This is a genomic window from Faecalicatena orotica, assembly GCF_003149245.1.
GTDB classification, from domain to species: Bacteria; Bacillota; Clostridia; order Lachnospirales; family Lachnospiraceae; genus Faecalicatena_A; species Faecalicatena_A orotica.
Genome location: NZ_QGDL01000002.1, coordinates 218,741 through 245,435, shown reverse-complemented (window position 1 = coordinate 245,435; position 26,695 = coordinate 218,741). Strand labels below are relative to the sequence as shown.

Annotated in this window: 22 protein-coding genes; 4 read left to right on the top strand and 18 right to left on the bottom strand. The window is 43.7% G+C overall.

Going from position 1 to position 26,695, the window contains the following annotated elements; translation table 11 throughout:
• Window positions 1-87: 87 nt before the first annotated feature.
• The 7 genes from A8806_RS04950 to A8806_RS04920 all read right to left on the bottom strand — a co-directional run bounded on the left by A8806_RS04950 (window position 88) and on the right by A8806_RS04920 (window position 9,515).
• A complete protein-coding gene (locus tag A8806_RS04950) occupies window positions 88-1,359 on the bottom strand; it encodes a sensor histidine kinase (RefSeq protein WP_109730074.1) in 1,272 nt (423 codons plus the stop codon).
• Window positions 1,359-2,072 (bottom strand): LytR/AlgR family response regulator transcription factor, encoded by a 714-nt coding sequence (locus tag A8806_RS04945; protein ID WP_109730073.1) that lies wholly within the window; start codon window positions 2,070-2,072, stop codon window positions 1,359-1,361. The genes A8806_RS04950 and A8806_RS04945 overlap by 1 nt, the downstream gene beginning before the upstream one ends.
• 43 nt (window positions 2,073-2,115) lie before the next feature.
• Window positions 2,116-2,856, bottom strand: coding sequence for a LytR/AlgR family response regulator transcription factor (locus A8806_RS04940; protein ID WP_109730072.1), 741 nt, complete (start codon window positions 2,854-2,856; stop codon window positions 2,116-2,118).
• Window positions 2,853-3,995 (bottom strand): GHKL domain-containing protein, encoded by a 1,143-nt coding sequence (locus A8806_RS04935; protein ID WP_181368588.1) that lies wholly within the window; start codon window positions 3,993-3,995, stop codon window positions 2,853-2,855. Before A8806_RS04935 ends, A8806_RS04940 begins: the two co-directional genes overlap by 4 nt.
• A gap of 469 nt (window positions 3,996-4,464) precedes the next feature.
• A complete protein-coding gene (locus A8806_RS04930) occupies window positions 4,465-7,512 on the bottom strand; it encodes a glycoside hydrolase family 3 protein (RefSeq protein ID WP_181368587.1) in 3,048 nt (1,015 codons plus the stop codon).
• 20 nt (window positions 7,513-7,532) lie between these two features.
• Complete coding sequence (locus tag A8806_RS04925) at window positions 7,533-8,165, bottom strand: hypothetical protein (protein ID WP_109730069.1); 633 nt, start codon at window positions 8,163-8,165, stop codon at window positions 7,533-7,535.
• Window positions 8,166-8,207: 42 nt separating this feature from the next.
• On the bottom strand, window positions 8,208-9,515 hold the full coding sequence (locus tag A8806_RS04920) for a hypothetical protein (RefSeq protein ID WP_109730068.1): 1,308 nt from the start codon (window positions 9,513-9,515) through the stop codon (window positions 8,208-8,210).
• Window positions 9,516-9,939: 424 nt separating this feature from the next.
• Here A8806_RS04920 and A8806_RS04915 point away from each other — a divergent pair, with 424 nt between their 5' ends.
• Together A8806_RS04915 and A8806_RS04910 are read left to right on the top strand one after the other, a co-directional pair.
• Entirely contained in the window at window positions 9,940-11,772 is a 1,833-nt protein-coding gene (locus tag A8806_RS04915; protein ID WP_109730067.1) for an NAD(P)-binding protein, read from the top strand.
• Window positions 11,766-13,487, top strand: a complete 1,722-nt coding sequence (locus A8806_RS04910) for a [FeFe] hydrogenase, group A (protein WP_109730066.1) — start codon at window positions 11,766-11,768, stop codon at window positions 13,485-13,487. The genes A8806_RS04915 and A8806_RS04910 overlap by 7 nt, the downstream gene beginning before the upstream one ends.
• 228 nt (window positions 13,488-13,715) lie before the next feature.
• On the opposite strand, the gene A8806_RS04905 is transcribed toward A8806_RS04910, so the two are convergent.
• From A8806_RS04905 to A8806_RS04890, 4 genes are all read right to left on the bottom strand, one after another.
• The gene (locus tag A8806_RS04905) at window positions 13,716-14,306 is read right to left on the bottom strand and encodes a class I SAM-dependent methyltransferase (RefSeq protein ID WP_109730065.1); all 591 of its coding nucleotides are present in this window, start codon (window positions 14,304-14,306) and stop codon (window positions 13,716-13,718) included.
• Window positions 14,296-15,414, bottom strand: coding sequence for an HNH endonuclease domain-containing protein (locus A8806_RS04900; protein ID WP_109730064.1), 1,119 nt, complete (start codon window positions 15,412-15,414; stop codon window positions 14,296-14,298). Before A8806_RS04900 ends, A8806_RS04905 begins: the two co-directional genes overlap by 11 nt.
• 387 nt (window positions 15,415-15,801) lie before the next feature.
• Window positions 15,802-16,233, bottom strand: coding sequence for an NUDIX hydrolase (locus A8806_RS04895; RefSeq protein WP_109730063.1), 432 nt, complete (start codon window positions 16,231-16,233; stop codon window positions 15,802-15,804).
• Between the two features lie 24 nt (window positions 16,234-16,257).
• Window positions 16,258-16,632, bottom strand: a complete 375-nt coding sequence (locus tag A8806_RS04890) for a hypothetical protein (protein ID WP_109730062.1) — start codon at window positions 16,630-16,632, stop codon at window positions 16,258-16,260.
• A gap of 686 nt (window positions 16,633-17,318) precedes the next feature.
• On the opposite strand from A8806_RS04890, the gene A8806_RS04885 reads away from it, so the two are divergent.
• Both A8806_RS04885 and A8806_RS04880 read left to right on the top strand, forming a co-directional pair.
• On the top strand, window positions 17,319-17,480 hold the full coding sequence (locus A8806_RS04885) for a type II toxin-antitoxin system antitoxin (protein WP_109730061.1): 162 nt from the start codon (window positions 17,319-17,321) through the stop codon (window positions 17,478-17,480).
• A 135-nt stretch (window positions 17,481-17,615) separates the two neighbouring features.
• Entirely contained in the window at window positions 17,616-17,849 is a 234-nt protein-coding gene (locus tag A8806_RS04880; RefSeq protein WP_109730060.1) for a helix-turn-helix domain-containing protein, read from the top strand.
• Window positions 17,850-18,070: 221 nt separating this feature from the next.
• On the opposite strand, the gene guaA is transcribed toward A8806_RS04880, so the two are convergent.
• The 7 genes from guaA to spoIIID form a co-directional block, all read right to left on the bottom strand.
• Window positions 18,071-19,618, bottom strand: a complete 1,548-nt coding sequence (gene guaA / locus A8806_RS04875; RefSeq protein ID WP_109730059.1) for a glutamine-hydrolyzing GMP synthase — start codon at window positions 19,616-19,618, stop codon at window positions 18,071-18,073.
• A gap of 260 nt (window positions 19,619-19,878) precedes the next feature.
• On the bottom strand, window positions 19,879-21,234 hold the full coding sequence (locus tag A8806_RS04870) for an MATE family efflux transporter (RefSeq protein WP_109730232.1): 1,356 nt from the start codon (window positions 21,232-21,234) through the stop codon (window positions 19,879-19,881).
• 207 nt (window positions 21,235-21,441) lie between these two features.
• On the bottom strand, window positions 21,442-21,672 hold the full coding sequence (locus A8806_RS04865; RefSeq protein ID WP_109730058.1) for an HPr family phosphocarrier protein: 231 nt from the start codon (window positions 21,670-21,672) through the stop codon (window positions 21,442-21,444).
• Window positions 21,673-21,796: 124 nt separating this feature from the next.
• Window positions 21,797-23,326, bottom strand: a complete 1,530-nt coding sequence (locus tag A8806_RS04860; RefSeq protein WP_109730057.1) for a response regulator transcription factor — start codon at window positions 23,324-23,326, stop codon at window positions 21,797-21,799.
• 23 nt (window positions 23,327-23,349) lie between these two features.
• Window positions 23,350-25,059 carry a sensor histidine kinase gene (locus tag A8806_RS04855; protein ID WP_109730056.1) on the bottom strand — a complete coding sequence of 570 codons (1,710 nt, stop codon included), beginning with the start codon at window positions 25,057-25,059 and terminating at the stop codon, window positions 23,350-23,352.
• Window positions 25,056-26,291 carry an ABC transporter substrate-binding protein gene (locus A8806_RS04850; protein ID WP_109730055.1) on the bottom strand — a complete coding sequence of 412 codons (1,236 nt, stop codon included), beginning with the start codon at window positions 26,289-26,291 and terminating at the stop codon, window positions 25,056-25,058. The genes A8806_RS04855 and A8806_RS04850 overlap by 4 nt, the downstream gene beginning before the upstream one ends.
• Window positions 26,292-26,392: 101 nt before the next feature.
• The gene (spoIIID, locus tag A8806_RS04845) at window positions 26,393-26,644 is read right to left on the bottom strand and encodes a sporulation transcriptional regulator SpoIIID (RefSeq protein WP_109730054.1); all 252 of its coding nucleotides are present in this window, start codon (window positions 26,642-26,644) and stop codon (window positions 26,393-26,395) included.
• Window positions 26,645-26,695: the final 51 nt, after the last annotated feature.

The window sequence follows — 26,695 nt, the reverse complement described above, 5'->3', positions numbered from 1 at the left end:
GTTTTCTATATTTTATTGCGGCGGCACTTAGGCATCAATCCCCGCAGCACGAAAAGACGGTCAGACAGCAAAAAAAGACGCTCCACCCTATACAGGTATCATAGCCGAAAAGAAAAACCATCCGTCCTCACATCTGAGGATGCTGGTCCCACAATTTTTCTGAACCACAGACTGGACATTTATAAGGCCGATACCATGTCCCTCTTCCGGTTTCGTCGTAGCGATCCTGTTATCTCTGATTTTTACAGGCTCCTTAACCGGATTTCTTATCGACAAAATGAGTTCTCCATCCTCCACTGTCATTTTAAATTGTATCACTTTATTCGATTCCAGCTTTTCACAGGCCTCGATTGCATTGTCAAGGAGGTTGACCAGAATCGTAACGATGTCCTCCTCACCCATTGTCAGGGAAGAAAGGTCATTGACTGAAATCGTCATGGTAATCCCCTTCTCCCGTGCATAACTGTACTTCTGGTTCAGCACCACATTTACAGCCGTATGATTTGTATTCACATGGTCCGCATTCATACGGATACTTCCGTTCAGCGCAGTGAGATACTCCATCGTTTCTTCCGTCTTTCCCTCCGCAAGCATCCCCTGTATGCAGTTCAGCTGGTTCTTATAGTCATGCAGAAACCGTCTCTGCCGCTCATAATTTTCCTGCATGCTCTGATACATATTCATCTGGTTCTGCGTGCGCTCTCTGCCCTGCCTGAGATTCTGCATCTCCGCCTCTCTGACCAGAATATCCCACAGAAAATAAAATGCAGCCATATTCACCAGTCCGAATCCCGCCAGAACAAGTACCCTGACATACTCATTACCCTCCTGCCCATTCCAGGGGTACATCGTTGCGGCTATGATAATCACCATGCAAAAGACTGGGAAAAATAAAAAACGGGTCCACTTCGTCCCTGACATTACATTCGTTTTCCCCTTATATTTGAAATGGAACAAAAGCATCAGGCAAAGCAGAAGGATGTCTGATACAGACTCCTCCACAATCTGTATACTGATGCCAGTGATCGGCAGCAGGTAAATGAAGGAAATCGTCAGTATCTCTACAATCCAGAAGATTCCACAGAAAAGTATCGACAGAAACACGTTTTGAACAAACCTGACACGGTAATAGATCTGCACTGCTATGCAGATTACTGCCGTAAAACGAATGGGCTGTATGGCATACGGAGGTATTTCTGACATAGAAATTATTATAATGCCCAGTGTAAATGCCAGCAATTCCGTATTTTCGATCCAGCCGCGCCTCCACCGCCTCTTTTCAAGGAGAGTGTCAAAAAATACTTTGCAGCTTATACTCATCACCAAAGATAATGCAAGACTCTTTAGAAAAATTTCCATTACACTACTCCTTTAAATGCTACGAATGCTTCCTTCACCGCCCTGTACCGCAGACGCGGAACAGGAAGCTCCTCCCCAAGATCCAGAAGTACCGTATAATTACTGATCCTGCGGATGTGCTTCATGTTTACCAGATAGCTTTTATGAATGCGTAAAAAACCATACCCGTCGAGGGCCGCCTCAATTTGATCGAGTTTTTCATAAATCTGGTAAGTCACAACCCCGGACTCCAGATAATGGAAAACAGACTTATGCCTCTGGCTCTCAATGTACAGGATATTGTCCGTATACAGCCTCTTCTCCCCTTCTGAAAAAGAAAAACTGACCTGCTGCAGGCGCATCTTCTGCAGTATTGCATCCATACACTCAGGCAGCGCCTCCTCCAGAGAGTCCTTCATGATATAGCGCACCGCATTTACCTTATAACCGTCCAGAACATAATTGATAAACGCTGTCACGAGCACGATAAATGTCTCCGACTGAAACGCGCGTATCTGCATGGCCGTCTGGATTCCATCCATTTCATTCATATTGATGTCCATGAAAACAATATCGTATTTAACGACGTTTTCCTTCCGGGAGAGGAAATCCTCGCCGGAAAGGAAAAGATGAATTGTGGCTTCTAAGTTATGGTCGGTCAGATAAGATTCCAGATACATTTTCATCTTATCTCTGTAAAATTTTTCGTCATCACAAATAGCAATCTGAAGCATGTGGGCTGTTTCCTCCTGATATCTTATTTCTTATCCGCCTCCATTAACCTAATAAGATACCATGCGTCCCAATATAGGACATATATCCGTCCATTGCCTCATGATACCTGCTTCTCCCTATTGGGAGCTCTTCTCCTGTTAAAAGGGTTACCTTTTTGCTGTCAAACCGCTTAATATATTTGCAATTTACGAGATAACCTTTATGGGTCCTAATGAACCCATATTTCTTCAGTGTTTCCTCCAGTATTTCCATTCTGGAATATATCTTCTTTATCTCATTACCACATATATGTATCTCTTGAACATTCTTATAACATTCAATATATCTTAGTTTGTCTATATTGACTGTAATAATCTCTCCCTGCCGGTCCCTGAAATGTACTGTCTGAGCTTCTTTGGGCTTTTTCTCCTGTTCAATATAACGATGGATTACCTCATTAATATCATCCATGAAATTCCCTTTTCTCACAAATCCAAATGGCTGGATTGCAAATGTATCATACATCCTGTCCATTCTGCTTGAAACGAATACAATAGAACTGCTGCCACCAGCTGCTGTAATTTTCCTGCCAAGCTCTATACCGTCCATTTCTGACATACAGATATCAAGAAAAATCAAATCATAATCTGTATGGTTCATATGCTCTAGAAGCTGCATCGGCGATAAACAAGTCGCAATCTCTGTCTCCACCCCTTCCTCACTAAATACTGCCTCCACAGAGGCGGAAATGATGGAAAGAGCTTTTTTCTCATCATCGCAGACAGCTACATGAACTGTTTTCATGAATTCCCCTCCTTGTTTTTTCCTATGCAGAGATCCAGAAGAAATTCTGCAATAAAAACCCCATCCTCAATTTTGTTACTATAATGACCGTTATATTTATGGACAATGTGCTTTGCTATGCCAATTCCTTTTCCATGATATACATGGTCCTTCTTTGTAGAAACAATAGGTTTTTCCAGAAAACTCTTTTTTTTCTTTGTCTGATTCGTAAACCTGGCAAACAGATAATCTCCCTGTACACTCATAGTAATGGAGACGACCGGAGATTCAATTCGCTCTGCAAGACAATTTTCGATGGCATTATCCACGATATTGGTAATTAAATTACATAAATCCAATTCACTGACTGACAGTTCGGATGGCACAAGAATCATAAAATCCATTTTCACTCCAGCTTCATCTGCCTTTGCTTTTTCCAAATTAAATATTGCGTTCAGAATTCTGTTACCACAATCTATATACGAAATAAATGGTTTTGAAAAAGTTCCCAGAACCTCATCAAAGTATCCCTTCAGTCCATCATAATCCTGATTCTGCAAAAGTACCCTCATATAAGAATACTGATTATTGATATTATGGCTTATTTTTCTCAGTTCATTAAGATTATGGTCAGATATTGTCAGAAGCTGTGCTGCACTCTGAGTAAACTGAGCTTCTGACATCAGTTCCAGCACATGCTTCTGTTCTCTGCACAAGGAATAAGTCATCAGATAATTAATCGCGTTAATCACATACAACGCAATTAAAATCAATGATATCAGTATTCTAACAGACGTAACATCCGTTTTTTGGGGCGTCAAAAAGTAAATTGCTAAAAAATCATATATAATCACAAAAGCCGTGGAAATCGTACAACAGGTAACATTTAGCCTTGCAGCATATGTGCTGACTTCGTATTCAGATACTGGTCTTTTTTTAATCGTCCATGCTGCAAACAAAATCAGGAAATCGGCTATGATCTTAGTCCACAAACTGTCAAAACCGTTAACATATCCTTCTATTACATTTCCAATAGAAGTTCCCAGTTCAATTACGATTACTGACATAGAACAGACCGCGGATGCTGTCACAATCTTTGCTGGTACAGGATATTTACAAAAAAATGCTGCGAACAGAACAACACCGAATAAATAAGACATCCAAGAACCCACTCCCGTGAAATAAATATGCTTAATTGAAAGCAGGTATATCAAAAAATTAGTAGTAAAAAAAATTAAAATTAACAACAAAACCTCAAGTGCCGCTTTTAATAGCGCTCTGTGTTTTTTAGAAATGGATTCTAATGACATGACCGTCAGCACCGCCACACAGAACATTTGAAACCAAAATGCGTGATCGGCCCAAATATTAATATACTCTGTCAGAACCTTCATGGTTTCCTTTATCCCCTCTTAATTCATACTTTCATACAGTACGATATCTGCTATACTTACAATTCTCATATATGCAGCTAATCTCTATCTTTAATATTATTATGCTTTTTTTGCCTTGTCAATAAAGCAGCCCAAGTTCCATTTAATAGTCAAAGATCCCCGAAAGAGCTGTCCAACAAGAATTTTTATTGTTCTGCTCCAACGGGGATGCTTTTTTGTTATGAGTTAAATGCCTTTAGTATTCTTCTTCATCTTCTGGTGTCTTTTCCTGAACGATAATTTCTTTTAATTTTATTTTACCCCTTCCCAGCATAATGCAGTATGCAATCCCAGCAAGAGAAAGTATAACCACTACACTCCAGACTGCTATCAATATCTTCTGCCACGGGGACATCGTATAACTTACATTGTCGCCAGGAGCCATTCCCATTACTGCATTTGAATTTGCCTTGTTATAAAGCAGGTATCGGGTGGACTGCTTCAGCCAGTATACTGCTGTGGCACTTGTTGTATCATAAAGCCCATTTGTACCATTATTCGTCAACGTCAGATTCTGTCCTCTCCGTAAAGAGTAATCTGTAGTCATGTATGTGTTTGGTTCACCGCCTGCATCAGATACTATCGTTCCGGTAAATCCACACTCATCCCTTAAAATACTGTTGATAACCACAGATGCTCCCGCGTAGGTCGCTCCAATTCTGTTGTAAGCGCTCATCAGACCTGTAGCTGCAGACATCTCTTTACTGGTCATTGCATATTCGCCGTCATCGTCAACATCATAATAATTTATAGTCATGGTGGCTTCTTTTATATAAATTTCAAAAGATCTGTTGTAAATTTCACGGAATGTCTGCTCATTGCACCATGCACAGTATCCATTTTTCTGCCGGTTCAGTTCCTGCTCATTCAGTGCGTAGTGCTTCATAAATGTAATCAGACCTTTTTCCGACGCCCCTGAAGCCTCTGCTGCCGCCATTTTTCCCGAAAGCAGGCTGTCTTCTGAATAGTACTCATAATTGCGTCCTGCAAAAGCAGAGCGGTGCGTATTAATTCCATAGCCATACAAGCCGGTTATTCCCTGCCCGTCTTCTTGTTTTAACTGATATGCCTCCTCAGCAAATGCAGAGCCCAGACGTTCTGAAAGTTCTGTATTGAATGTGGCCGCAACCATTGGTGCCCCACAATACCATACATTAATGTCATATTCCGAAATTTTTAGCTGCGCTGCATAGAACCCGTATGGCGAATCTGCATCATAACTCTTCGGAACGCCGTTCTCACTATCTCCCATTTCATTCCAGCCGCCGTTCATGAACATATATGCCATAGAGTCTACGGTAAACTGATTAATATAGTCATCCCATTTCTCATCATCGATATCGACACCGCGCATATCTGCAAGCGTATAGTCTGTCTTATCTATATCTGTCTCTGGCATCTCGCTGATCTCATTCTGCTCCTCATCCCACACGTCATATATTTCGATCTCTTTAATGGCCCGTTCATCTGTCAATAAAAGGTCATTACCTTCCGGTGCCGTTGGGAAAGATGCTGCAAAGTCTTTACGGCTGAAGTTATGGATGTAACCATCGCCAGTCTTACCTTCTGTATAATCTGTAAATCTATAATTTGTGGAATCATCCAATACATTTGTAGCAACAACTTCATCAGTTGTCCTCTTACCTGCCCCATCTTCATTATAAACAATTTTAGAATCAATCTCCTGTGACCATACATGCGAGGTGTCCTCTTTATCAATCTCTGTCCAACTATGGCTGTTTTCGGAAAGATAGAATGTATATTCTCCTTCATCTAGAATATATGCTTTTTCATTTACATAATCATAAGAACTGAAATAGTCCCTGCTTGCCGTTATTGTTAAAGTTTCACTGGCACCAGGCTCCAATTCCTGCGTTTTTGCAAAGCCAATCAGCTGAACATGAGACTTTTCCACCTGACCTGCCTCCCACGGGGCACTTACATAAATCTGCGCTACAGCTTTTCCCGCAGTTTCACCCGTATTGGTAACCTTTACAGCAAAAGTATATTCCTCTGTCTCCTCATCAAACAAAGGGTCACTTGCATATTCCATAGAGAAATCTGTGTAGGAAAGCCCATACCCGAATGGATATACAACGCTCTGTCCATAATCATAGCCTTCATAATTTCCCTGCATTGCCTCATATGCCGCGGTCTCATAATAACGGTATCCAGTATAAATTCCCTCTTCATATTCCACAAAATAAACAGAGGAATCCTGATATGTATCGAAATCACTGGAATTCTGATATTCAAAATTTCCAAAATTATAATAAGTTGGATCTTCTCTCAAATTGCGGGCATAAATATCTGACAGATGTCCAGATGGGTTAACATCCCCTGAAACAATTCTTGCCAAAGCAGTGCCGCCCTGAGATCCGCAGCAGCCAGCCCAGTATGCGCCTGTAATTTTACTAAAATCATAAGTGTTTCCGCTGTATGGATCCGTGTACATACCGGATGTTTTATAGTTTTCATCATTAGGGTCAAGGAATCCTAATTCCATCGTATTTGCTGCATTAACCACGATAATGACTTCCGAGAAATTTTTACATGCATAATCAATTAAAGCAAGCTCTGCATTCTTAAGGGATAGTCCGGTGCGGTTATACTCTGCAGTACCAAGGTCTCTTTCCTGATCATTACCCTCGCCTGAATTACGGGAAACCGTAATAATTGCTGTGTCGTATTCCGCATAAGTACTTACTGCACTTGCAAGTGCTGACTCTGGATCTGCAAAATCATCGGATGCCGTCGCATATAAATCAGTTACAGCCTGGTTCGTATCAAAATAATTGGATAGTCCGACACCTATAGACACTGCATTCTCTGTAGTCGCTGGATCTTCTCCGCCTGACATGTTATTATGCCAGGATTTATAACCTAAAATGGTAACTTTTTTGGACGCGGCCTCATCGGAACTGCTTACCAGTGGAAGTGCCTTCCCATTAACACCATCCGCTTTTTCATCATTGCGCAGAAGCACAATTCCCTCTTCGGCAGTCTCCTGTGTAATGGCCGCTGCATTGTCTCTGGATTCTGTATCAGATGTAGCTGTATACTCAATATAATCACCGCTTAAACCATCACTGCTCGTTTCTGTTTTGATAGTACCTGCCCCAAGGAACTGGTCCATATATTCTTTATAATAATACATAACATTTGTGATTACAGTCATTAGAATCAATACAACAGCGATGATTGCCGAAAGAGAGATGATTCTTTTTTTCGCACGTTTCGTCATAGTTTTTTCTCCTTTAATTTCTACTGCTGTGGCATCTTTGTTATAACAGGAATCTTTCTTGCATATGCTTTCTGATATAAAAGAAAACTTCCATTTATAATTTTTATAGCAGCTGCTGTCAGACATACCGCACAAAGCGCTTTCGGAAACGCCAGAAGTCTGAATGTTCCCGCTTCAACTGCGGGTAACAGGTATGTATCCTTAAAATTATTCAGACCTTCACTGGATGCTGTCAATACAGCCAGCCTTGTACAGTTTACAAGTGTAATTCCACCAAAAGTCAGTGCAGCTGCCATAACATATTCCAGCACTGCCTTTCTTTTGTTTTTCCCTTTCCTGTACATAACTGTACAGATTATCAATGATAATATAGGTACATACATGCCAAGACAGGTCCATATATTAAACCCAAACTCATAATACCCCGGAATATATTGAATCCCGATGCCATAGTAGATTGCCTGCCAGCCTGGATAATCCACACCATTTCCAAACTTATCTGTGCCTTCTACTGTGAGGTTGAATACTGGTGCAAAATTAAACATGATAAGCATCACCAGACTTCCGACGGCAGCAATAATACTGAATACAAACAAGACTTTACGCAATTTTTTCATTTTATCTAATTTTTCCTGAACTTTCAGATTAGACATATTCTTTCTCCTTACTTATCAAATGTATGTTCATTTCAGACTTTACTGAAACGTAAATGTGCGCTCATATTCTTCCGTCCCAAACATACTGGTGACTGTTATCTTCACATCCGCTGTATAAGTGTCACCGTTTTTCGTCGTATTGTAAGTCTGTCCGCCGATTATAAGTGAGTATGTATCTGCCCCTTCATTATATGTATAGGTTGAAGTCTCATTAACAGTTCCCTCAGAGCACACTTTTAAAAACCCTTTTTCGGTAAGTTCAATGGTATAATCGGCTTCTGTACAGGTAAGGTTTTTAACAACAGTTCCCTCAAAGTCTTCGTCCGTATAATCATCTGAAGTTATTCCTTCAGCCAGAGGCAGATAGCATGTAAGCGTTGTGGAAGGTCCCATCCCCCCAGTAGAGGTGTAATTCAGACGATATCCTTCTTTACCAGATATATCACAGTAGTCTGCGGTTATTGGTCCCCCTGCATCAATTGTAAACTCATGTGTTGATGTATCTTCGGTCCATGTCCCCCCGCTATAGGTCATAGTGCTTCCGTTTTGACTTAATACGGCAACTGTGCCATCCTCTTCACAGTAAATCTTAATATTAATGGCATTACCTGTCTGGCTGTTTCCATTTCCTTCAAAAATGTAGGTCGCATTCCGCTCTTCCGCTATTACATAGTCATCTGCCATTTCGTTTCTGAATTCCACATCTTTTGCCTGAAACTGTACCTGAACCGCTTCCTGTGCCTCCCCGTCCACTGTCGGTGCCAAATCATAATAAAAATATTGCCTGCTGCTTGCTTTATCAAAGTTCGCAGTGACGGATGTATCCTGCCCGTCATCAAACGTCAACGTATATCCCCAGCCATCCTCATAAGACCAAGTTCCATTTATTGTAAAATCATAAGCCGTTAGGTCTTCCGTACTTTTTGAACCTGCATCCTCTGTCTGGGCAGATTTTTCTCCTGAATTGTCAGTATCCGAATCTGCTGCTCTTGAATCCTCTGTGCCTGGACTGACTGGTTCCGTTTCCTGCATATCCGGCGCACCGGTTCCCGGAGCTGCCATTCCCTCCTGCTGACCCGTTTCCTCTGCAATTCCTACACATGTTCCCTTCAATTCAAATGAATTATCATCCGAAAGGTTCACTGCAATGGTATAGGTATGATTTCCTATTGTTACCTCCTGGTCCCAGTTTGTTTTATCTGCCGCTACAAAAGACAGTACATAATTTGACTCTTTCTGTTCTGTTACTTTTGATGTACCATTACTTTGATTTGCACATCCAGTCATAAAAGCTGCGGAAGATATACCTGCCGCTAATAGCAATGCTATAACTCTTCCTCTTTTCATAAGTTCCTCCTTCTCAATACCTCTTTCATATGATGTTACTGCCCACTGGCCTGCAAACAGTAATTAATTGATATCCGAACGTTCTTCTACCTGCTTTCTATTGTAGAATCTGGGGGATATGTTTACAATAATTTGGGGTATAACGCTTTTTATATATGACAAACGGTATTAAGAAAAAAATGAACTGTAACTATAGTGTGACAAACAACACTTGACATCATAATTTTCGAAATTATACAAAAAGATGCGAATTTCCCCTGAAATAACCGGGCATTCCTGCCTGATTCCCCTGTCAATTTTCTGTCAACCATGTTAAATAAACTACTTATGTCCCAGGTAATTACAACCCGCCCTGTTCGATGATATAATATGAAACACTGCGGGGTAAAGCAGAATAGCATTATGTAAAAAGGGGATTAAATCAATGAGCAGATTAGAAATTGCTTCGCCAAACAGGGCCCGGATCGTCATGGAAGGGCTCTATAAAGATCTGGAGCGGAGAATTGAGTCCAGCCCTCCGGGATTATGTCCTGTGGATATGTCACGCGCGTTTTTAGAATTATGTCATGCGCAGACTTGCGGGAAATGTGTGCCATGCCGGATCGGGCTCGGGCAGCTGAATCATTTTATCAAGGATGTCCTTGATGGAAATGCGACTATGGAAACTTTAGATATTATGGAAGAAACTGCTTTGTCCATCATGGACTCTGCGGACTGTGCGATTGGCTATGAAGCCGCAAGGATGGTTTATAAAGGGCTGATCGGATACCGGGATGATTATATAGAACACATCCAGAACGGGCGGTGCACCTGCACCTTCCATCAGGCTGTACCGTGTGTTTCACTATGCCCTGCCCGGGTAGATATCCCGGGATATGTGGCCCTCATTCTGGAGGGAAGATATGCCGATGCAATCCGCCTGATCCGAAAAGACAATCCTTTTCCGACCACATGCGGGTTTATCTGCGAGCATCCTTGTGAGGCGCGGTGCAGAAGGAACATGATGGATGATTCTATCAATATCCGGGGGCTGAAACGGGCGGCCGCTGATTTTGCCGGAGAGGTTAACCCGCCGGAGTGCGCGCCCAGCACTGGGAAACGTGTAGCAGTTCTCGGCGGAGGACCGGGCGGTTTAAGTGCGGCTTATTATTTACAGCTCATGGGGCACCAGACGACCGTGTATGAGATGCTTCCGAAACTCGGAGGAATGCTGCGCTACGGAATTCCGAACTACAGGCTTCCAAAGGAACGTTTAGAGGAGGACATCAACAGCATTTTAAAGACGGGCGTAGAAGTAAAACACGGCCTGAAGATCGGTCAGGATATCACCATCCAGGAGCTAAGGAAACAGTACGACGCCGTGCTGATTACGATCGGGGCCAGCACGGACAAGAAACTGGGACTCCCCGGAGAAGATGCCGACGGCGTCCTGTCAGCTGTGCAGTTCCTGCGCAACGTAGGCAGGAATGAGATCATGGATTTGTCTGGCAAGCATGTTGCGGTTATCGGGGGCGGCAATGTATCTATGGATGCCGTGCGGACCGCTAAACGGCTTGGTGCCGAGAAGGTAAGCATTGTATACCGGCGCAGGGTGGCTGATATGACAGCCCTTCCGGGTGAGATCGACGGGGCCGTTGCCGAGGGAATCGAATTACAGACATTAAAGGCTCCGTCAGCCATTGATGTGGATGAAAACGGACATGTCAGGGGAATCTCTGTCACGCCCCAGATGATCAGCACCATCCGGGACGGGCGTGCCAGTATCAGACCTACCGGGGAAGAGGACATTTACATACCATGTGATGTATTGATTGTTGCAATCGGGCAGAACATTGAGACGGCACATTTTGAAGAGGCCGGCATACCGGTCGTAAGAGGTAAAATTGTAACCGAAAGTTCCGGTACTTTTGAAAATATCCCGGGAGTATTTGCAGGAGGCGACTGTGCAAGTGGTCCGGCCTCTGTCATAAAAGCGATAGCCGCGGCCAAGGTTGTAGCTGCCAACATAGACGAGTACCTCGGATACCGTCATGAAATATCCTGTGACGTGGAAATACCGGAGGCCAATCTGTTTGAACGCACTCCGTGCGGAAGAATCAACTTAACCGAGCGTGAGGCATGCGAGAGGGTCCTCGATTTTGACGGTGTGGAAAACTGCATGACGGAAAATGAGGCAAGACAGGAGGCATCCAGATGTCTGCGGTGCGATCATTTTGGTTACGGAATATTTAAAGGAGGTCGGGAACGATTATGGTAACGTTTATGATAGACAATCAAAAAATACAGGCAGAAGAAAATACTACTATCATGGAGGCTGCCCGCCAGAATGGTATACCGATCCCCAAACTCTGCTACCTGAAAGGGATCAATGAGATCGCGGCATGCCGTGTCTGTGTGGTTGAGTTAGAAGGCTCTGACCGGCTGATTACTTCCTGCAATAATGTGGCAGAAGAAGGGATGGTCATCTATACAAACAGCCCGAAGGTACGAATGGACCGCAGAAGAAATGTACAGCTTATCCTGTCCCAGCACGACTGCCAGTGCGTGACATGTGCACGCAGCGGAAACTGCAGCCTCCAGAAAATCGCCAATGATTTAAACATCATTGACATTCCCTTCAAAATAGAAATCGATAAAAGACCGTGGAACCAGAAGTTTCCTCTGATCCGGAATTCTGCCAAGTGCATCAAATGTATGCGGTGCGTGCAGATATGTGAAAAAGTACAGGGGCTGGGAATCTGGCATGTGGAAGGCACGGGTTCCAGGACAACCATCGGTGTAACCGGACACAGACGTATTGAAGATGCAGACTGTTCCCTGTGCGGCCAGTGTATTACCCATTGTCCGGTAGGTGCCTTAAGAGAACGGGATGATACAGAGAAAGTCTGGGAAGCCATCGCGGATCAGAAAAAGATCGTAGTCGCGCAGGTAGCTCCGGCCGTGCGTGCGGCATGGGGTGAAGAACTGGAAATGGAGCCTGAGGATGCAACTGTTGGCAAAATCATGGATTCCCTGAAGCGGATGGGCGTGGACTATGTTTTTGATACCGCATTTTCGGCCGATTTGACCATCATGGAGGAGGCGGGGGAATTCATCAGCAGGTTTACGAACGGGGAGCTGAAAAGCAGGCCTATGTTTACGTCCTGCTGCCCGGGATGGGTGCGGTTTGTAAAATCCCAGTACCCGCATCTGGTAAGGCAGCTGTCTACGGCAAAATCCCCGCAGCAAATGTTCGGTGCCGTCATGAAAACGTATTTTGCGGAGAAAATAGGCGTTTCTCCCGATGACATTTATACCGTATCCGTCATGCCGTGTGTTGCCAAAAAAGGGGAACGCGAGAAAGAACTTTTTTACGGGGAATACGCGGGACATGATATTGATGCGGTAATTACCACAAGAGAGCTTGTTAAGATGATCCGTTCTGCACATATCTGCCCCGACACCTTACAGGATATTGAAAGCGACCGGCCTATGCAAAGCGGCTCCGGCGCGGGACTGATCTTTGGGGTAACCGGAGGCGTCATGGAGGCGGCACTTCGTACCGCTTACCATACCCTGACAGGAGAGAATCCACATGCTGATATCTTCAAACCGGTAAGAAGCAAAGGATTTGATGCAAATTCCGGCGTACAGGAGGCCGATTTCACAATAAACGGAACAACACTCCGAATCGCTGCAGTCAGCGGACTTGGAAATACAAGGAACCTGTTAGAACGAATGCAGAGAGGCGAGGTCCAGTACGATTTCGTAGAAGTCATGGCCTGCCCCGGCGGCTGCGTGGGCGGCGGCGGACAGCCAATCCACGATGGCGAAGAACTGGCGCACGAAAGAGGGAAGAAACTCTATGGGCTGGACAGCGATGCAGAGGTGAGATTTTCTCATGAAAATGAAGATATCGCGGTGATATATGAGGAATTCTTCGATAAACCACTGTCACACAGGGCACATATGCTGCTGCATACGGAGCACTAAAAGCTGGAGGAAGCTGCTTGGACATTGCCAAAGCAGCTTCCTTTCTACCCGATAGTTTCTGAATTTTTGCATCGTATTCCTTCTGTATCATAGTTTGTACAACCGAAGAAATACTGCCCTGTTTTTCGATTTGGTTTAACAATCATATAACCTTTTCGACATCGGTTACATCTGTGGATATCACCCATCGGTTTCTCTCTGTTAGACATAAAGTCACATACTTCCGGCTTATTCTTTTACGGCTATAATATTCAGCCATACCTCTTCCCCACGTCCGGTACGTACATCTTTCGTAATATAATAACTCCAGCTGCTCCAGCCTCCTGAATCAGCCAATAATGCCGCTGCCTTTTCCTCCGTGCAGTCATTAAAATAACGCCCGTCTTTAGTTCGTTCACCGTTTCCATACTTGAAAGAAGCATATAAGATTCCCTTCGGTACCAATGCCTTATTAATTTTTTCCAAAACAGCATTTATTTCCCCCGCCGGGACGTGCAAAAGCGAGGCACATGCCCATATGCCGTCAAAAGCATTTTGATAGTTAATTTCTGTAAAACGAGTACAAATCACCTGCTGCCCTATATTTAATGATGCCAGTCTGCAAAGTTCCGGCGATCCGTCGATTGCCGTTACTTCATAGCCCAGCTCTTTAAAATACTTACTGTCTCTCCCACTTCCGCAGCCGAGATCCAGTATCCTTGCCTTTAAAGGCAGCCTGTCCAGAAACATTTGATACAGTTGCGTAACATCTGCATATACTGTGCCGCGATAAAAATCTTCCGCATATTTCTCATAATATTCTAATGTCTTATCTTCCATATTCCCATTCCTTAAAGCCCATGTTGTGTGCAGACTGGTAAACCGGTAGAAGTATCCCCTCTAGATTGCGGTAGTACTCTTCTTTTGTCAGACCTTCCCGGTATAACTGCATCCATGCCTCGTCGCTGTTAACGTGTTCTTTGCGGCAGCGTTCAAATTCATCAAGGATTCTCCCATGTGCCCACGTCGTCTGGTATGCCCGGTATTCGATTTCACATAGTTTTGGGAAATAAATATCCCATACCGGTAAATGGTTGCTCTTGCTGCTGTTTGCACTTTTTGTAGTTGGATTCAAATTCCACAATTCATCATGGGTCACATAAGACCAGGGTACAAAATGGTCGATAGAAATGTCTTTCGGTTCCAGTTCCCTACCCGTATAAATATCCCTGATCGGAGCTGTTTCGCATATCAGTCTCCAGTACTTATTTACCCGCGCAAGCTTCCGCTCCTGCGGTGGATTGAGCTTGTTTACAATTCCGGGGATATTTGGATTTCTCCTCTGGAGGTATGTAATCATGTTATACTGAAGCCATCCCTGCAGGATCTCCTGATTTTTTATAATATAGGGCTTCCACTGCGGAGTAATTTCTATCTGTGAATCCAGACCCGATAATCTTACAAAATAATAGATCAGACGACTTTCCTTATTAATCTTCTCCGCAACCTTTTTCTCAGAAACTTTCCACCCGTTCCCTTTCAGATACTTCATGAACGGAGCCTGAAGACGGTACGGGACATTGTAAGTCAAAGTACGCTTTCGCTTTTTTAATTCCGAATCATTACTATTTTTTAGATAAGCAAGAATATTTTCCTTCTTCTCATTTGTTTTCATCCCGCTGCTTTGGTATATATAGTGTACAAGGGATTCCAACGTATCGGCCGGACCAAGATTCAGACGATATTCTGAAACCATGTACCATGCGTCTGCAATCATTTCATTGACTAACTCATCATAACTAATGACTGTTTTATCCTGACTCACAAGACGCACTATGGCCTGAAACCAGAAAAGTTTATAACATTCACTCATGTTGTCGAATAAATGCGACAAATATGAGATTTCAAGATTGTCATCCTGTGGGAGGGAGTATTGTATTTCAGTCATGCCTTGCCTCTTTCTAAGCTTCTTTTATATAAGGAACTCTGGTTTATAGATTAGAGTGTGTTCAACAAATATCCGCCGTGGTGGTTTAGGGAGGACTGGACTTTTATTTTGAGATCTTGGTCATTCATGGGAATGCCTCCTAGTACTTACTCGCAGCGTAAATTGTTTGGTATTAATGTTTATTATACTTTATATGGGGGTATAAGGAAATCCCTGAATTGGGAAATGTATGAATACAACCGCTGTTCCTAAAAAAAGAACAGCTCAGCAATTATATTCTGAACTGTCCTTATCTTTTCAGGCTTCTGACAAATGAAAGCAGAATCAGAAATTTATTAACAATAAGATTTCAAGGTATCTAAAACATAACATCTTGATAAACTCAAGTTATATAAATTTGCGTCTTTCTGCCTCCTGCAGTAGTTTTGGCTGAATCTGTGGGTATGTCCAGTTGTCAATCAGGTTATCACAAATTATAATGTTTTCAATTTCACTGTGTATATCCCCGAAAGAATAAACTTCCGCAAAAAACAACATACCAAACGATTCTTCATTGACAGTTTCGTTAATTCCCGTTTTTTTAACGGAATATATGCATACCTGTTTGATTACATAATCAATGGCACCGGTCTCCTCCTTCAACTCTCGCTCCGCGGCTTCCAGAATTGTTTCACCATCTTCTCTGTGTCCGCCGGGTACTTCATATGTTTCTCGTTCTTTGTGCTTACAAAAAACCCATTTCCCATTATGTTTTGTAATGATAACTGCAAATTTTAGCAGTTCGTCTGCAATGTTATCATAAAACTTTACTTCAACCATTTGCTAACTCCTCTGATATGCAAATTAACACTTTCCCTCTTTAATAAACGCAATTAATTTTTCAACATCGTCAAATTCATCATAATCCCCAACAATACCATCACGATGATATACAACGCCATTTTTCTCGTTATGTTCCAAACAATCTAGCAGCATTTCTTCTCCATATCTTTTAACAAATAGAGTAAAACCATACGGCTTTATTTTTGACAGCAGACCTTTCCTACAATCTTCTCTACAACTATAACAGTGGGAGTTATGTTTTTCTATTGAGCATTTCCTATTTTCGCACCATTCTTTACCCGGACATTTTCCTGAATTACACCCCTGACAGCTTGTGTTTTCAGAACACAAACAGCACGCAAGCCCACATCTTGCAATTCCTAATTCACGTTTCATAAAAGACCTCCTAGTTTCAAATATGATAGATACACCAAAAAACCATCCAATTATACTGGAATTCTGCCGGGGAGGGAAAAGATTTGAATTTTAATGGAACACTACTCCCCTGTATGCTAGAACATCCAGATGGAAAGTACCTATGACAGAGAAGAATACTCCTGAATCCCTTTATCCGTATTGATGGAATAGATAGGAAGGGGAAGCATTTGGAAGATTAAGAGAAAAAAATAATACCCCGTCTATCAATGGTATGGGCGAATTGCCTTGAGAAGTAGATAATACTACTTCTGGAGCATTTACTTTGGTATGGATGTTTTCTTAATTTATGTTTATAATACTACTGGATAATTCATCTGTAAAGTTCATGTTTCCTAAGCATCAATGAGTCTTATGAAATAAATCCCAAACAAAGTGTCATACAACTCTAATCCCTTGTCGGAAGGTAAAACGCATTAACGCCAACCTTTTCTCCTTCAATGTCCATTTCAACCCAATAATCTCTTGTAGAACATGCCAGATACCAGTCCTGTAATGAGTAAATCTCCAATGTCTGAAAGTCCACTAAACATAGCGAAATAGCTTTTTTATCTTCGTACTTCCATACATTACTTTGCCCCGTGTACTTAAAATGTACTTACTAACTGTACTTGTTTTGTACTTAACTTAGGCAGAAAGGAAATATTATGGAAAAAGTTAAACATCTGGGATTACGCATTGATTCCGAAACTCATAAGAAATTAAAAAGTCTTGCTGAATTTGACGGGCGTTCCATAAATGGAGAAGTGTTATATCTAATTCGGCAGGCAATCGCACAGCATGAGCATAAACATGGGTCTTTAAAATAGGATTTCATCCATATTTTTTCTGCTGTTATCATTTCGCCCTTCAAGTGGACTCATCCTAGTCCCATTCTATCATTTTTTCTTTATAAGATAAAGAGAAAACGGACTAATTTTAGTCCACTCGTAAAGGAATAAATGATGGAACAAAAAATAAAGCAAGACGGAATTGATATTGGGGGAAATATTCGTAGAATACGATTAGAAAAAGGAATTGGGCAGACTGAATTGATTGGTATGCTGGATTTAAAAGAAATCGGAATGACCCTAGAAGCCTTAGTTAAGATTGAGCGTGGTATTCAGCATATTACTGGCACACAGCTTCGTGGTATCCGTGATTGTCTGGAAACCACCTATGATGAACTCTTAAAGTAAATCAAAATATAATAAAATCCTTCTTGTGGTATGTGCGTGGCTGTAAAGCAGCAAGAGTGGACAGATGGCGTAACCTATAACCATGCGTGGGCGATTGTAAAGAGGGGCTCATTCCCCTCCGCCATACTCATATAAGAAAGTCAATTTTTCTAAATAGAGCCAAACGACATAAAACACCCCCGGAAATGCCCATTTTATCAACATTTCCGGGGTTCTGTCCGTTATTCGAACTCTATCGTCCCCGGCGGTTTCCCCGTCAGATCATAGAATACTCTATTTACATGATTTACTTCATTTACAATCCTGCTGGTAACCCGGTGCAGCACCTCCCAAGGCACTTCTGCGGATTCTGCTGTCATAAAGTCTATCGTATTCACAGCCCTTAATGCCACTGCATAATCATAGGTGCGTTCATCTCCCATAACTCCTACAGACCGCATATTCGTAAGCGCTGCAAAATACTGGCCGACAATCTTGTTCATTCCTGCCGCATCCATTTCTTCGCGGTAAATAGCGTCGGCATCCTGAACAATCTTTACTTTCTCTTCGGTTATTTCCCCGATGATCCTGATTCCAAGTCCCGGCCCCGGGAATGGCTGTCTGAACACCAGCCTCTCCGGTATCCCCAGTTCCAATCCAGCTTTGCGCACCTCGTCCTTAAACAGATCTCTCAGCGGCTCAATAATTTCTTTAAAATCAACATAATCCGGCAGCCCGCCTACATTATGATGTGACTTAATGACTGCTGATTCTCCGCCCAGACCACTCTCTACGACGTCTGGATAAATAGTCCCCTGTACAAGGAAATCTACTGTTCCGATCTTCTTCGCTTCTTCCTCGAAAACACGGATAAACTCTTCACCAATGATCTTTCTCTTCTCTTCCGGCTCCGTCACACCGGCAAGTTTTTCATAGAACCGCTCCTGGGCATTGACCCTGATAAAGTTCAGATCATAATGACCTTCCGGTCCGAAAACCGCCTCCACTTCATCGCCTTCATTTTTTCTAAGCAGGCCATGATCCACAAATACACAAGTCAGCTGTGATCCGATAGCCTTAGAAAGCATAACAGCTGCCACAGATGAATCTACACCACCGGACAAAGCACAAAGTACTTTTCCGTTACCAACCTTCTCCCTGATAGCCGCAATCGTTTCCTCAACAAAAGCATCCATCTTCCAGTCTCCGGCACAGCCACAAACATTTTTCACAAAATTATTGATCATCTTTGTGCCTTCCACTGTATGAAGCACCTCCGGATGGAACTGAATCGCATACAGTCCTTCTGCCTCATTCTCAGCTGCCGCTACAGGACAATCAGCCGTATGAGCTGTAATCTCAAATCCCGGAGCCTCCTGTGAAATAGCGTCAAAGTGGCTCATCCAGCATATCGTAGGTGTAGATACATTTTCAAATACCTTCGAATCCTGCTTGTCAATCAGCACTTCCGTCTTACCATATTCCCGCACTTCGGCACGTCCCACATTACCACCTAAGACATGCATCATCAGCTGGGCGCCATAACACAGTCCCAGCACAGGAATTCCCAGTTCAAAAAGTTCTCTAGAATAAGTCGGGGAATCCTCCTCATAACAACTGTTCGGCCCCCCCGTCAGGATAATCCCTTTCGGTTTCATTTCTTTGATTTTTTCTATATCGGTCTTATAAGAATAGATTTCGCAATACACGTTACATTCTCTGACACGCCTTGCGACTAACTGGTTATACTGTCCGCCGAAATCGAGGACAATCACTAATTCGTTCTTCAAAGTCTTCCTCCTGCTCAAAATAAAAAAGCTGTGAAACAGCTATTTTTGATTTACTTACCTATTATAAAGTAGCACTTCCCGTTTTACAAGACTCTCTTTGTGAAAAATTCACCTTATACCTCGATTTTCCCGTAGTTTTCCACAATAATACAAGAATACTTGTGAATAACTTCACTTTGGTACAGGGCAAACTTCAAAAAGTGACACCACAAAACTCAATTGGGGACGTAGCCTTCCTAAGAAAGATTACGTCCCCAACACTATATGGTTCTCTTCAACTTCCACTTTCCTCTAACATACCTAACGCACATACATACTGCCCTGAAGCACCAGTCAATGACCATTGCCACCCATATCCCAAATACGCCCATGCCCATATACCGTCCAAGTATATAGCTGAACACGATCCTGAATACCCACATGGAGAATATTGATATGACCATTGTGACTTGTGCATCTCCTGCCGCGCGGAGTGTCGAAGGCACGGAGAAGGACAGCGGCCAGATGATCATGCAGCTGATGCTGTGGAAGTATAAGATTTGTTTTGTTGTCTCGGCTGTCAGGTCTGACAGGTTATATGCTCTTAATATCAAAGGAAGCAGCATGAAGATTGCTGCGTTCATGACCCAGATGAGTACATACACGATCCCGACCAGTTTTTTTGTATAGTAGTGTACCTGTTCATAGTCTCCCGCACCGACGCACTGTGCGATGACGGATGTGATTGCCAGATTGAGGGCCATTCCGGGGAGGATCTGGAAGAGTGCCACGGCGTTGCTGACTGCATTTGCCGCGATTGCGTATGTACCGAATGTAGATACAAGGCTTAGTACCAGTATCTTGCCGAGCTGGAACATGCTGTTTTCAAGACCGTTCGGGACGCCGATCGTCAGGATTCTTTTGATCATCCGCCAGTCGGGATGATATTTTAGTGTCCGCTTCACGTGCAGCTGGCGCTTCTGGTCGCACAGCAGTGCCATGATCATGATTGCAGCCGCCATTCTGGATACGAGTGTGGGGATCGCCACGCCTTCTGTTCCGCGGTGGAAACCGTATATCAGGATTGCGTTTCCTCCGATGTTGATAATGTTCATAATGATGGAAACCTGCATGGAAACCTTGGAGTTCCCCATTGCGCGGAATGTCGCCGCTCCTGCGTTATACAGTGCCATAAACGGGATGGATGCGGTTACGATCATCAGATAAGTGTTTGCGTGTCCCATGACATCTGCATCGATTGCACCGAATACTACATGCAGAATAAACCATTTGCCGCAATAGATGACTGCCATGATTCCGATTGCAATAATCGTGATAAACCAGACAATCTGTGTGGATGCCTCGCAGGCGGACTTTTCGTTCCTCTGTCCGAGGTACTGCCCGGACACAACGGCGCCTCCTGTGGCGAGAGCCGCAAATGCATTAATAAACAGTACCATGATGTTATCTACCAGTGAAACACCAGATACTGCCGCCTCTCCTACGCTCGCTATCATAATAGAATCTGCCATGCCGACCAGGACAGCCAGAAGCTGCTCGATGATCAGCGGGATAATCAATGCCCTCAGTGCCTTATTATCGAATAAATAGGCACTCCTGTCTACTTTTGCTTTCATACGTTTTCTTATTTCCTCTTTCAGTAACTTTCTTCCTTCATTCCTATGAAACAAGATAAAAACTCCTCAACGCATTTTATTATACGCCGAGAAGTTTTCACAGACAAGCAATAACAATTTTTTCAGTAATAAATGTAAATATTAGGTTAAATTCCATATCTGCTTTAGTACTAATGTTAAAAAGCATGTACGTGGAACACCCCGTTTTTAAGCAGCTTTATATTTAGAGAGTTCTTCTTCAAGCTCTGAGCAGTTCTCGTCATAAATTTTCAGCTCGATCGGATTGTTGAATCCAAGGTTCATAATTCCGAGGATTGACTTCGCGTCAACCACGAATCTGCCTCTCTTCATGTCCATATCATACGGATATTTTGCCACTTTGTTTACAAACTCTAATACTTCTTCAGGGTTGCTGAATTTAATCATCATTTCACTCATTGTTTTCTCTCCTTTTTCAGAATATCTATTTTACCTTCGATTAGCCTCTGCTTTTTTGTTATCGACATCATATCACAATTTTTTCCAATCACAAGGTAAAAATATTTGAAAAAGGTAGAAATATTTAATGGACTGACTTGCGAAATTCGTTTGGAAGCATTCCCATTTCTTCTTTGAAGACTTTGCTCATGTATTTCGGGTCTGAATAACCGGCAAGTTCGGCAATCTGGTTTAGCTTCAGGTGTGTATCAAGCAGAAGCTCTTTTACCTTCTCTATCCGGTACTTCCTGATTGTCTCCGAGAAGGTTGTCCCGGTCTCCTTTTTGAACAGGGCACTGAGGTATTCCTCTGACACGAACAGCTTGTTCGCGACTTCTTCAAGCGTGATTCCCTGATCGTAATATTTGCGGATCTGCTGCTGCGCTTTCTGTACGAGTACGCTGACCGGCATCGCTTCCTCTTCCGGGATTTCCAGGTCAATGATCTCAAACAGTTCTTTCAGGCTGCTGCCTATCTGGTCCCAGCTGACTGCTTCAGAAATGGCCTGCAGGATATTCTGGATCTTCAGATCGGCTTCTATCCCCTGCGTTTCTTTGTATGCATTGAATACCGACCAGCTGAAACGTATAACAGACTTCTTTATTTCATCCGGCGTATGCAGTGCCTTTTTGTAATACTCAAATAATAATTTAAAATATTCGATTACCTTCTCTTTATCTCCGCGTTTTGCCGCCTGACAGGCCTTGTCCTCCAGTTCTGTCGGGTGTTTTAACGGAACCGTTTTTATGGCTTCGATATCCTCCTGCCGAATCAGGCTGCCTTTTTCCAGAAGAAGGTTCCATTCCCGTTCCTTAAGCATTTCCTCCATTACTTTTGGAAGCTCCAGCAGGCTGTCCACACTTCTCCAGAGGCAGACAGCAGGACTTTTCAGATTACTGCACAGCATGGGTACGACCGATGTCCGGAAATACTGGTATTGTGTGGCCTCCCGGGGCAGGCGGTAAAGGATCATGATCAGCATCTGCCATACGTCTGACTCTATCACACAGGAGGCAAACTTTACGGTATGGTCACCAACATCCTCCAACAGTTCTCTTGCCGACTTTTTCTGCTCCTCGTACCCGCTCCCAAGCCAGAGCACAAACACCTCCGCCGGTTCTTCCACCGTAAACCCGTACCGTTCTTTTGTCAGGCTGTGAAACTGGGCATCCGGCTTGATCTGCCCGTTTAAACATGCGAGAAAAATCCCTTCCACAGAAAATGCCATATCACGGCTTTGTTCCTTTTCAAGTGCATTTTCGATCTGCTGGAGCGCCCTTTTCAGTTCTGGTATCTTTATTGGTTTCAGCAGATAATTCTCGATGTTCAGCTCAATGGCCTGTTTCGCATAATTAAAATCAGAATATGCGGATAAAATCAGTACCTTACACTGGTTCCCCTCGCCCCGCAGTTTCCCAAGCATCTTAAGCCCGTCCATTTTGGGCATCTCAATATCCATAATTACCAGATCCGGCTCTGTACTGTTGATTAGCTCATACCCCTCCTTTCCGTCCGCCGCTGTCCCCGCCAGCTCATAATCGGGATTTATCTTATGAAGTATTTTCGCAATCCCTTCCCGGATTGGCGCTTCATCTTCTACTATCACGATCCGCATTTATAGAACCTCCTTCTCTGACATCATTCACGCACAGCGTTCCCCCGTGCTGTTTGGTGGGGTATGAATAGGTGTGCCTTCGTATAGCTGCCCTGAAGGCTCTCGAAGTAAATGTCCGCTTCCTCTCCATAGTATAGTTTCAGCCGTTTCCGGACATTCGTGATTCCCACATGCCCGTCCATTTCTTCCGAATCATCATTCAGCTTTTTCAGTATCTCAGGTGCAATTCCCCGTCCATTATCTTCTATAATAATGTGGAGCTGTTCCCCAGCAGCCCTGATTATAATTCGAAGACAGCATTCCCCTTCTTTTTCCGGAAAACCATGCTTGATTGCATTTTCCACGAATGGCTGGAGTATAAGCTTGTGTATCTGGTAGCCCATGATTTCTTCCGGTACCTGCTCATCAATATGCAGCTTCTTCCCCAGTTTCGCTGCCTGCAGCATTGTATACTCTCTCAGCCACCCCATTTCCTGACGAATTGTCGTCGTCCCCCCGGCGTTTTTTACGGTGTAGCGCAGGATATCTGCCAGCGACCCGACCATTTCACTGATATCATACTGTTCATTTTCAATCGCCTTCCAGTTGATCGTATCCAGTGTATTATACAGGAAATGTGGGTCGATCTGCGCCTCCAGTGCTGACAGCTCGGCATTCTTCTGCTCTACAACAGCTTCCTTCACCTGCCCGATCAGACTGTCTATATGTACCACCATCTCATTAAATCCGCCGCTGATCCGCCTGATCTCTACAGGCATGTTATCAGGAACCTCCACGCTTACAGCAAAGTTCCCTTCTTCCGCCTCGTTCATCGCCTCTACCAGAGAATCCACTGCAAAGAGATACGGCTTAGTAAACCGGTAAATCAGAAACAGCATCGTGACCGCTGAAACCACCGCAATCACGCACAGAAAAAGGACCTGCTCCCATATCGCCATATGATAGTCTTCTAACGGCTGCTCATTGCACAGGGTAAAGCCGCTCTTTGTATTTGACGCTTCTGTGTATTTATTTGACGCCGTGTCCTGTATGGCGGAAAATTTTCTGCCGATATCAGATGAATTGGGAGAACTGATGACTGTATCGCCGTCCAGAAGATACGTTGCATTATCCATTCCCGTCACAAGTGCCTCCCTGATCTGCTCCTCGTTAATACTTATGACTACAGTACCCAGCTGCTCATGGATATTTTTATAATCAACCAGTTTTCTTCCAATCTGAAACAGATAGTTCTTCTTTTCATTTGCCGTAACAGGCGTCGTTACGCCCTGATAGACTTCCCCTTTTTCGATTTCCGGAAATACAATCTCATCCGCCCAGATACTGTTCGTCGACGAAGAATTCAGGCGGTCATAGAAGATCACATTCCCATTCCGCAGAAAAATGGTAATCCCTTCTATTCCGTCATTACGGTTGCAGATATGGCTGAGTTCATGTCTGAGAGTACTCGTATTGACATCCAGATCATCCTGGTCCTGTATGATCTCTTCCACCGTATCAATAATCGTGTCATCTGTACACATATCATACAGGATGGTGGCATACTTGTCCAATACCATATCCAGACACTGTCCGGCATTATTAATATTGCTGCTAATACGCCCGTTCATATTGTCTTCCAGACTGCTCCTCAAACGGACCTGTGATATGACTGCAAAGATGCTCACCGGTATCAGCGCCGCCATCAGGAACCCGAATGCCAGTCTTTTCCTGAGTGTTCTTTCTCGCTTCATCGTTCTCCCTCCCTGATGTCCTTCATCCGTTCTGCTGCATCAAGGAAGATTTCATCTTCGTCCTTTTCACCGATAATCTCTGCCTCCATTGTATCTGTAATGACAATAGAAATGTAAGGCCATTCCACCGAAAATTCTCTCGTTCTGGCAGATTTGGTAAGTTCTATCATACTTCGCTTCAGGGAGTCCTCCTTATACTGGTTTTCCAGTACATCGGCGCGAGGGGCCATATAGGAAGACCGTTCCATGTATTCCTCCATTCTGTCCTTATCACTGATATATTTTAAAAATTCAATTGCTTCCTCCTGATGTCCGCCTTTTGTAACCCCAAACACTTCTCCTCCCAGCACCGAGATTCTTGTGCCGTCTCCTGCTGCCGGCAGAGCCGTCACGCCATACTCCAGAGCCGGGTTAATCGCCCTTACAGAATCAATCATCGTCGTGGAGTTGACCATCATTGCAATATTGCCCTCCACAAACTGACGGATCAGGTCCCCCGACGTCAGGTTGATCGTCTGTCTGCTCATCGCATCTGCCTGCGTCAGTTTTCTGAGAAAATGAAACGCTTCCCTGCTTTGCGGCGAATCCAGCTGATCCACCGATCCCCCCATAGACCACAGCAGGGGCAGGAAACTGTATACACTCTCTTCACTCTGCAAAGCCGGCATGGCGAATCCACAATGGGTATCCGTCGAAAGCCTGACGGCAGTCTCATAAAGTTCATCCCACGTCTCTGGCACCTCTTCCCCGCTGTTCTTGAGAATCTCCTTGTTATAAAACAGGGCGGTACAGTTCATTCCATAAGGCAGCCCCATCATCCGGCCGTCTATCGTGCATGCCTCCTTCACTGCGGGCAGGTATTCCTCAATCCCGTCTATTTCATCCGTCAGGTCCACAAACGGCTCCATTGCGTGAAAATATTTGAAATCGGACGAATCTACAAGCGCAAGGTCCGGCATATTCCCGTCCGCCATACTGAGTGCAAGCCGTTTCTTAAAATCCTCATCCGGCACATACTGGGTGGTCACTTCAATCCGGTCCTGGGACCGGTTAAAGCTGTCCACCAGATATGCCAGCTCCTTTTTACTATAGCTCTGGCTCCAGTAATACCAGAGCGTCACCTTTTCCCTCTTTACTTCTACAGGCCTTTCTTCCTTCGTGCACCCCGCGGCAAGTCCTGCCGTCAGTAAAATTGCCATCAGGACGGCGCAGATTCTTCTGTATTTTTTCACAAGTCTCTCTCCTGTCATAAAAACTGTTCTTTGCAGAAAGTTGATTTTAATGCATATAATCATTATAGCATAAACATCAACCTCACAAAACCGGCAGTTCCCTAATGCTGATGGAGATACTTTTCTCTGGTGGCAAGTCCGCCGCGTATATGCCGTTCGGACTTATTCATGTCCAATATCTTGCGCGCCTCTCCCGCTAATGCAGGATTAATCTGAAGAAGCCGCTCTGTTACATCTTTATGTACGGTACTCTTGCTGATCCCGAAACTTTTTGCCGTCTGCCGTACCGTAGCACTGTTTTCTATGATATAATTGGCGATTTCCACGGCTCTCTCCTCAATATAATCTTTCAAAAAAATCCCCCTGCAATCATTGTTTTTACAATGTATGCCGGGGGAAAGGAG

Bases quoted from the DNA above. Each gene is read 5' to 3' on its own strand.
- A8806_RS04905 (WP_109730065.1), bottom strand. From the start codon at position 14,306: ATGGAAGATAAGACATTAGAATATTATGAGAAATATGCGGAAGATTTT.
- A8806_RS04870 (WP_109730232.1), bottom strand. From the start codon at position 21,234: ATGAAAGCAAAAGTAGACAGGAGTGCCTATTTATTCGATAATAAGGCA.
- A8806_RS04900 (WP_109730064.1), bottom strand. From the start codon at position 15,414: ATGACTGAAATACAATACTCCCTCCCACAGGATGACAATCTTGAAATC.
- A8806_RS04930 (WP_181368587.1), bottom strand. From the start codon at position 7,512: ATGACGAAACGTGCGAAAAAAAGAATCATCTCTCTTTCGGCAATCATC.
- A8806_RS04855 (WP_109730056.1), bottom strand. From the start codon at position 25,059: ATGAAGCGAGAAAGAACACTCAGGAAAAGACTGGCATTCGGGTTCCTG.
- A8806_RS04940 (WP_109730072.1), bottom strand. From the start codon at position 2,856: ATGAAAACAGTTCATGTAGCTGTCTGCGATGATGAGAAAAAAGCTCTT.
- A8806_RS04885 (WP_109730061.1), top strand. From the start codon at position 17,319: ATGGAAAAAGTTAAACATCTGGGATTACGCATTGATTCCGAAACTCAT.
- A8806_RS04920 (WP_109730068.1), bottom strand. From the start codon at position 9,515: ATGAAAAGAGGAAGAGTTATAGCATTGCTATTAGCGGCAGGTATATCT.
- A8806_RS04935 (WP_181368588.1), bottom strand. From the start codon at position 3,995: ATGTCTTATTTATTCGGTGTTGTTCTGTTCGCAGCATTTTTTTGTAAA.
- A8806_RS04860 (WP_109730057.1), bottom strand. From the start codon at position 23,326: ATGCGGATCGTGATAGTAGAAGATGAAGCGCCAATCCGGGAAGGGATT.
- A8806_RS04895 (WP_109730063.1), bottom strand. From the start codon at position 16,233: ATGGTTGAAGTAAAGTTTTATGATAACATTGCAGACGAACTGCTAAAA.
- A8806_RS04945 (WP_109730073.1), bottom strand. From the start codon at position 2,072: ATGCTTCAGATTGCTATTTGTGATGACGAAAAATTTTACAGAGATAAG.
- A8806_RS04950 (WP_109730074.1), bottom strand. From the start codon at position 1,359: ATGGAAATTTTTCTAAAGAGTCTTGCATTATCTTTGGTGATGAGTATA.
- A8806_RS04925 (WP_109730069.1), bottom strand. From the start codon at position 8,165: ATGTCTAATCTGAAAGTTCAGGAAAAATTAGATAAAATGAAAAAATTG.
- A8806_RS04865 (WP_109730058.1), bottom strand. From the start codon at position 21,672: ATGAGTGAAATGATGATTAAATTCAGCAACCCTGAAGAAGTATTAGAG.
- A8806_RS04880 (WP_109730060.1), top strand. From the start codon at position 17,616: ATGGAACAAAAAATAAAGCAAGACGGAATTGATATTGGGGGAAATATT.
- A8806_RS04910 (WP_109730066.1), top strand. From the start codon at position 11,766: ATGGTAACGTTTATGATAGACAATCAAAAAATACAGGCAGAAGAAAAT.
- A8806_RS04890 (WP_109730062.1), bottom strand. From the start codon at position 16,632: ATGAAACGTGAATTAGGAATTGCAAGATGTGGGCTTGCGTGCTGTTTG.
- A8806_RS04915 (WP_109730067.1), top strand. From the start codon at position 9,940: ATGAGCAGATTAGAAATTGCTTCGCCAAACAGGGCCCGGATCGTCATG.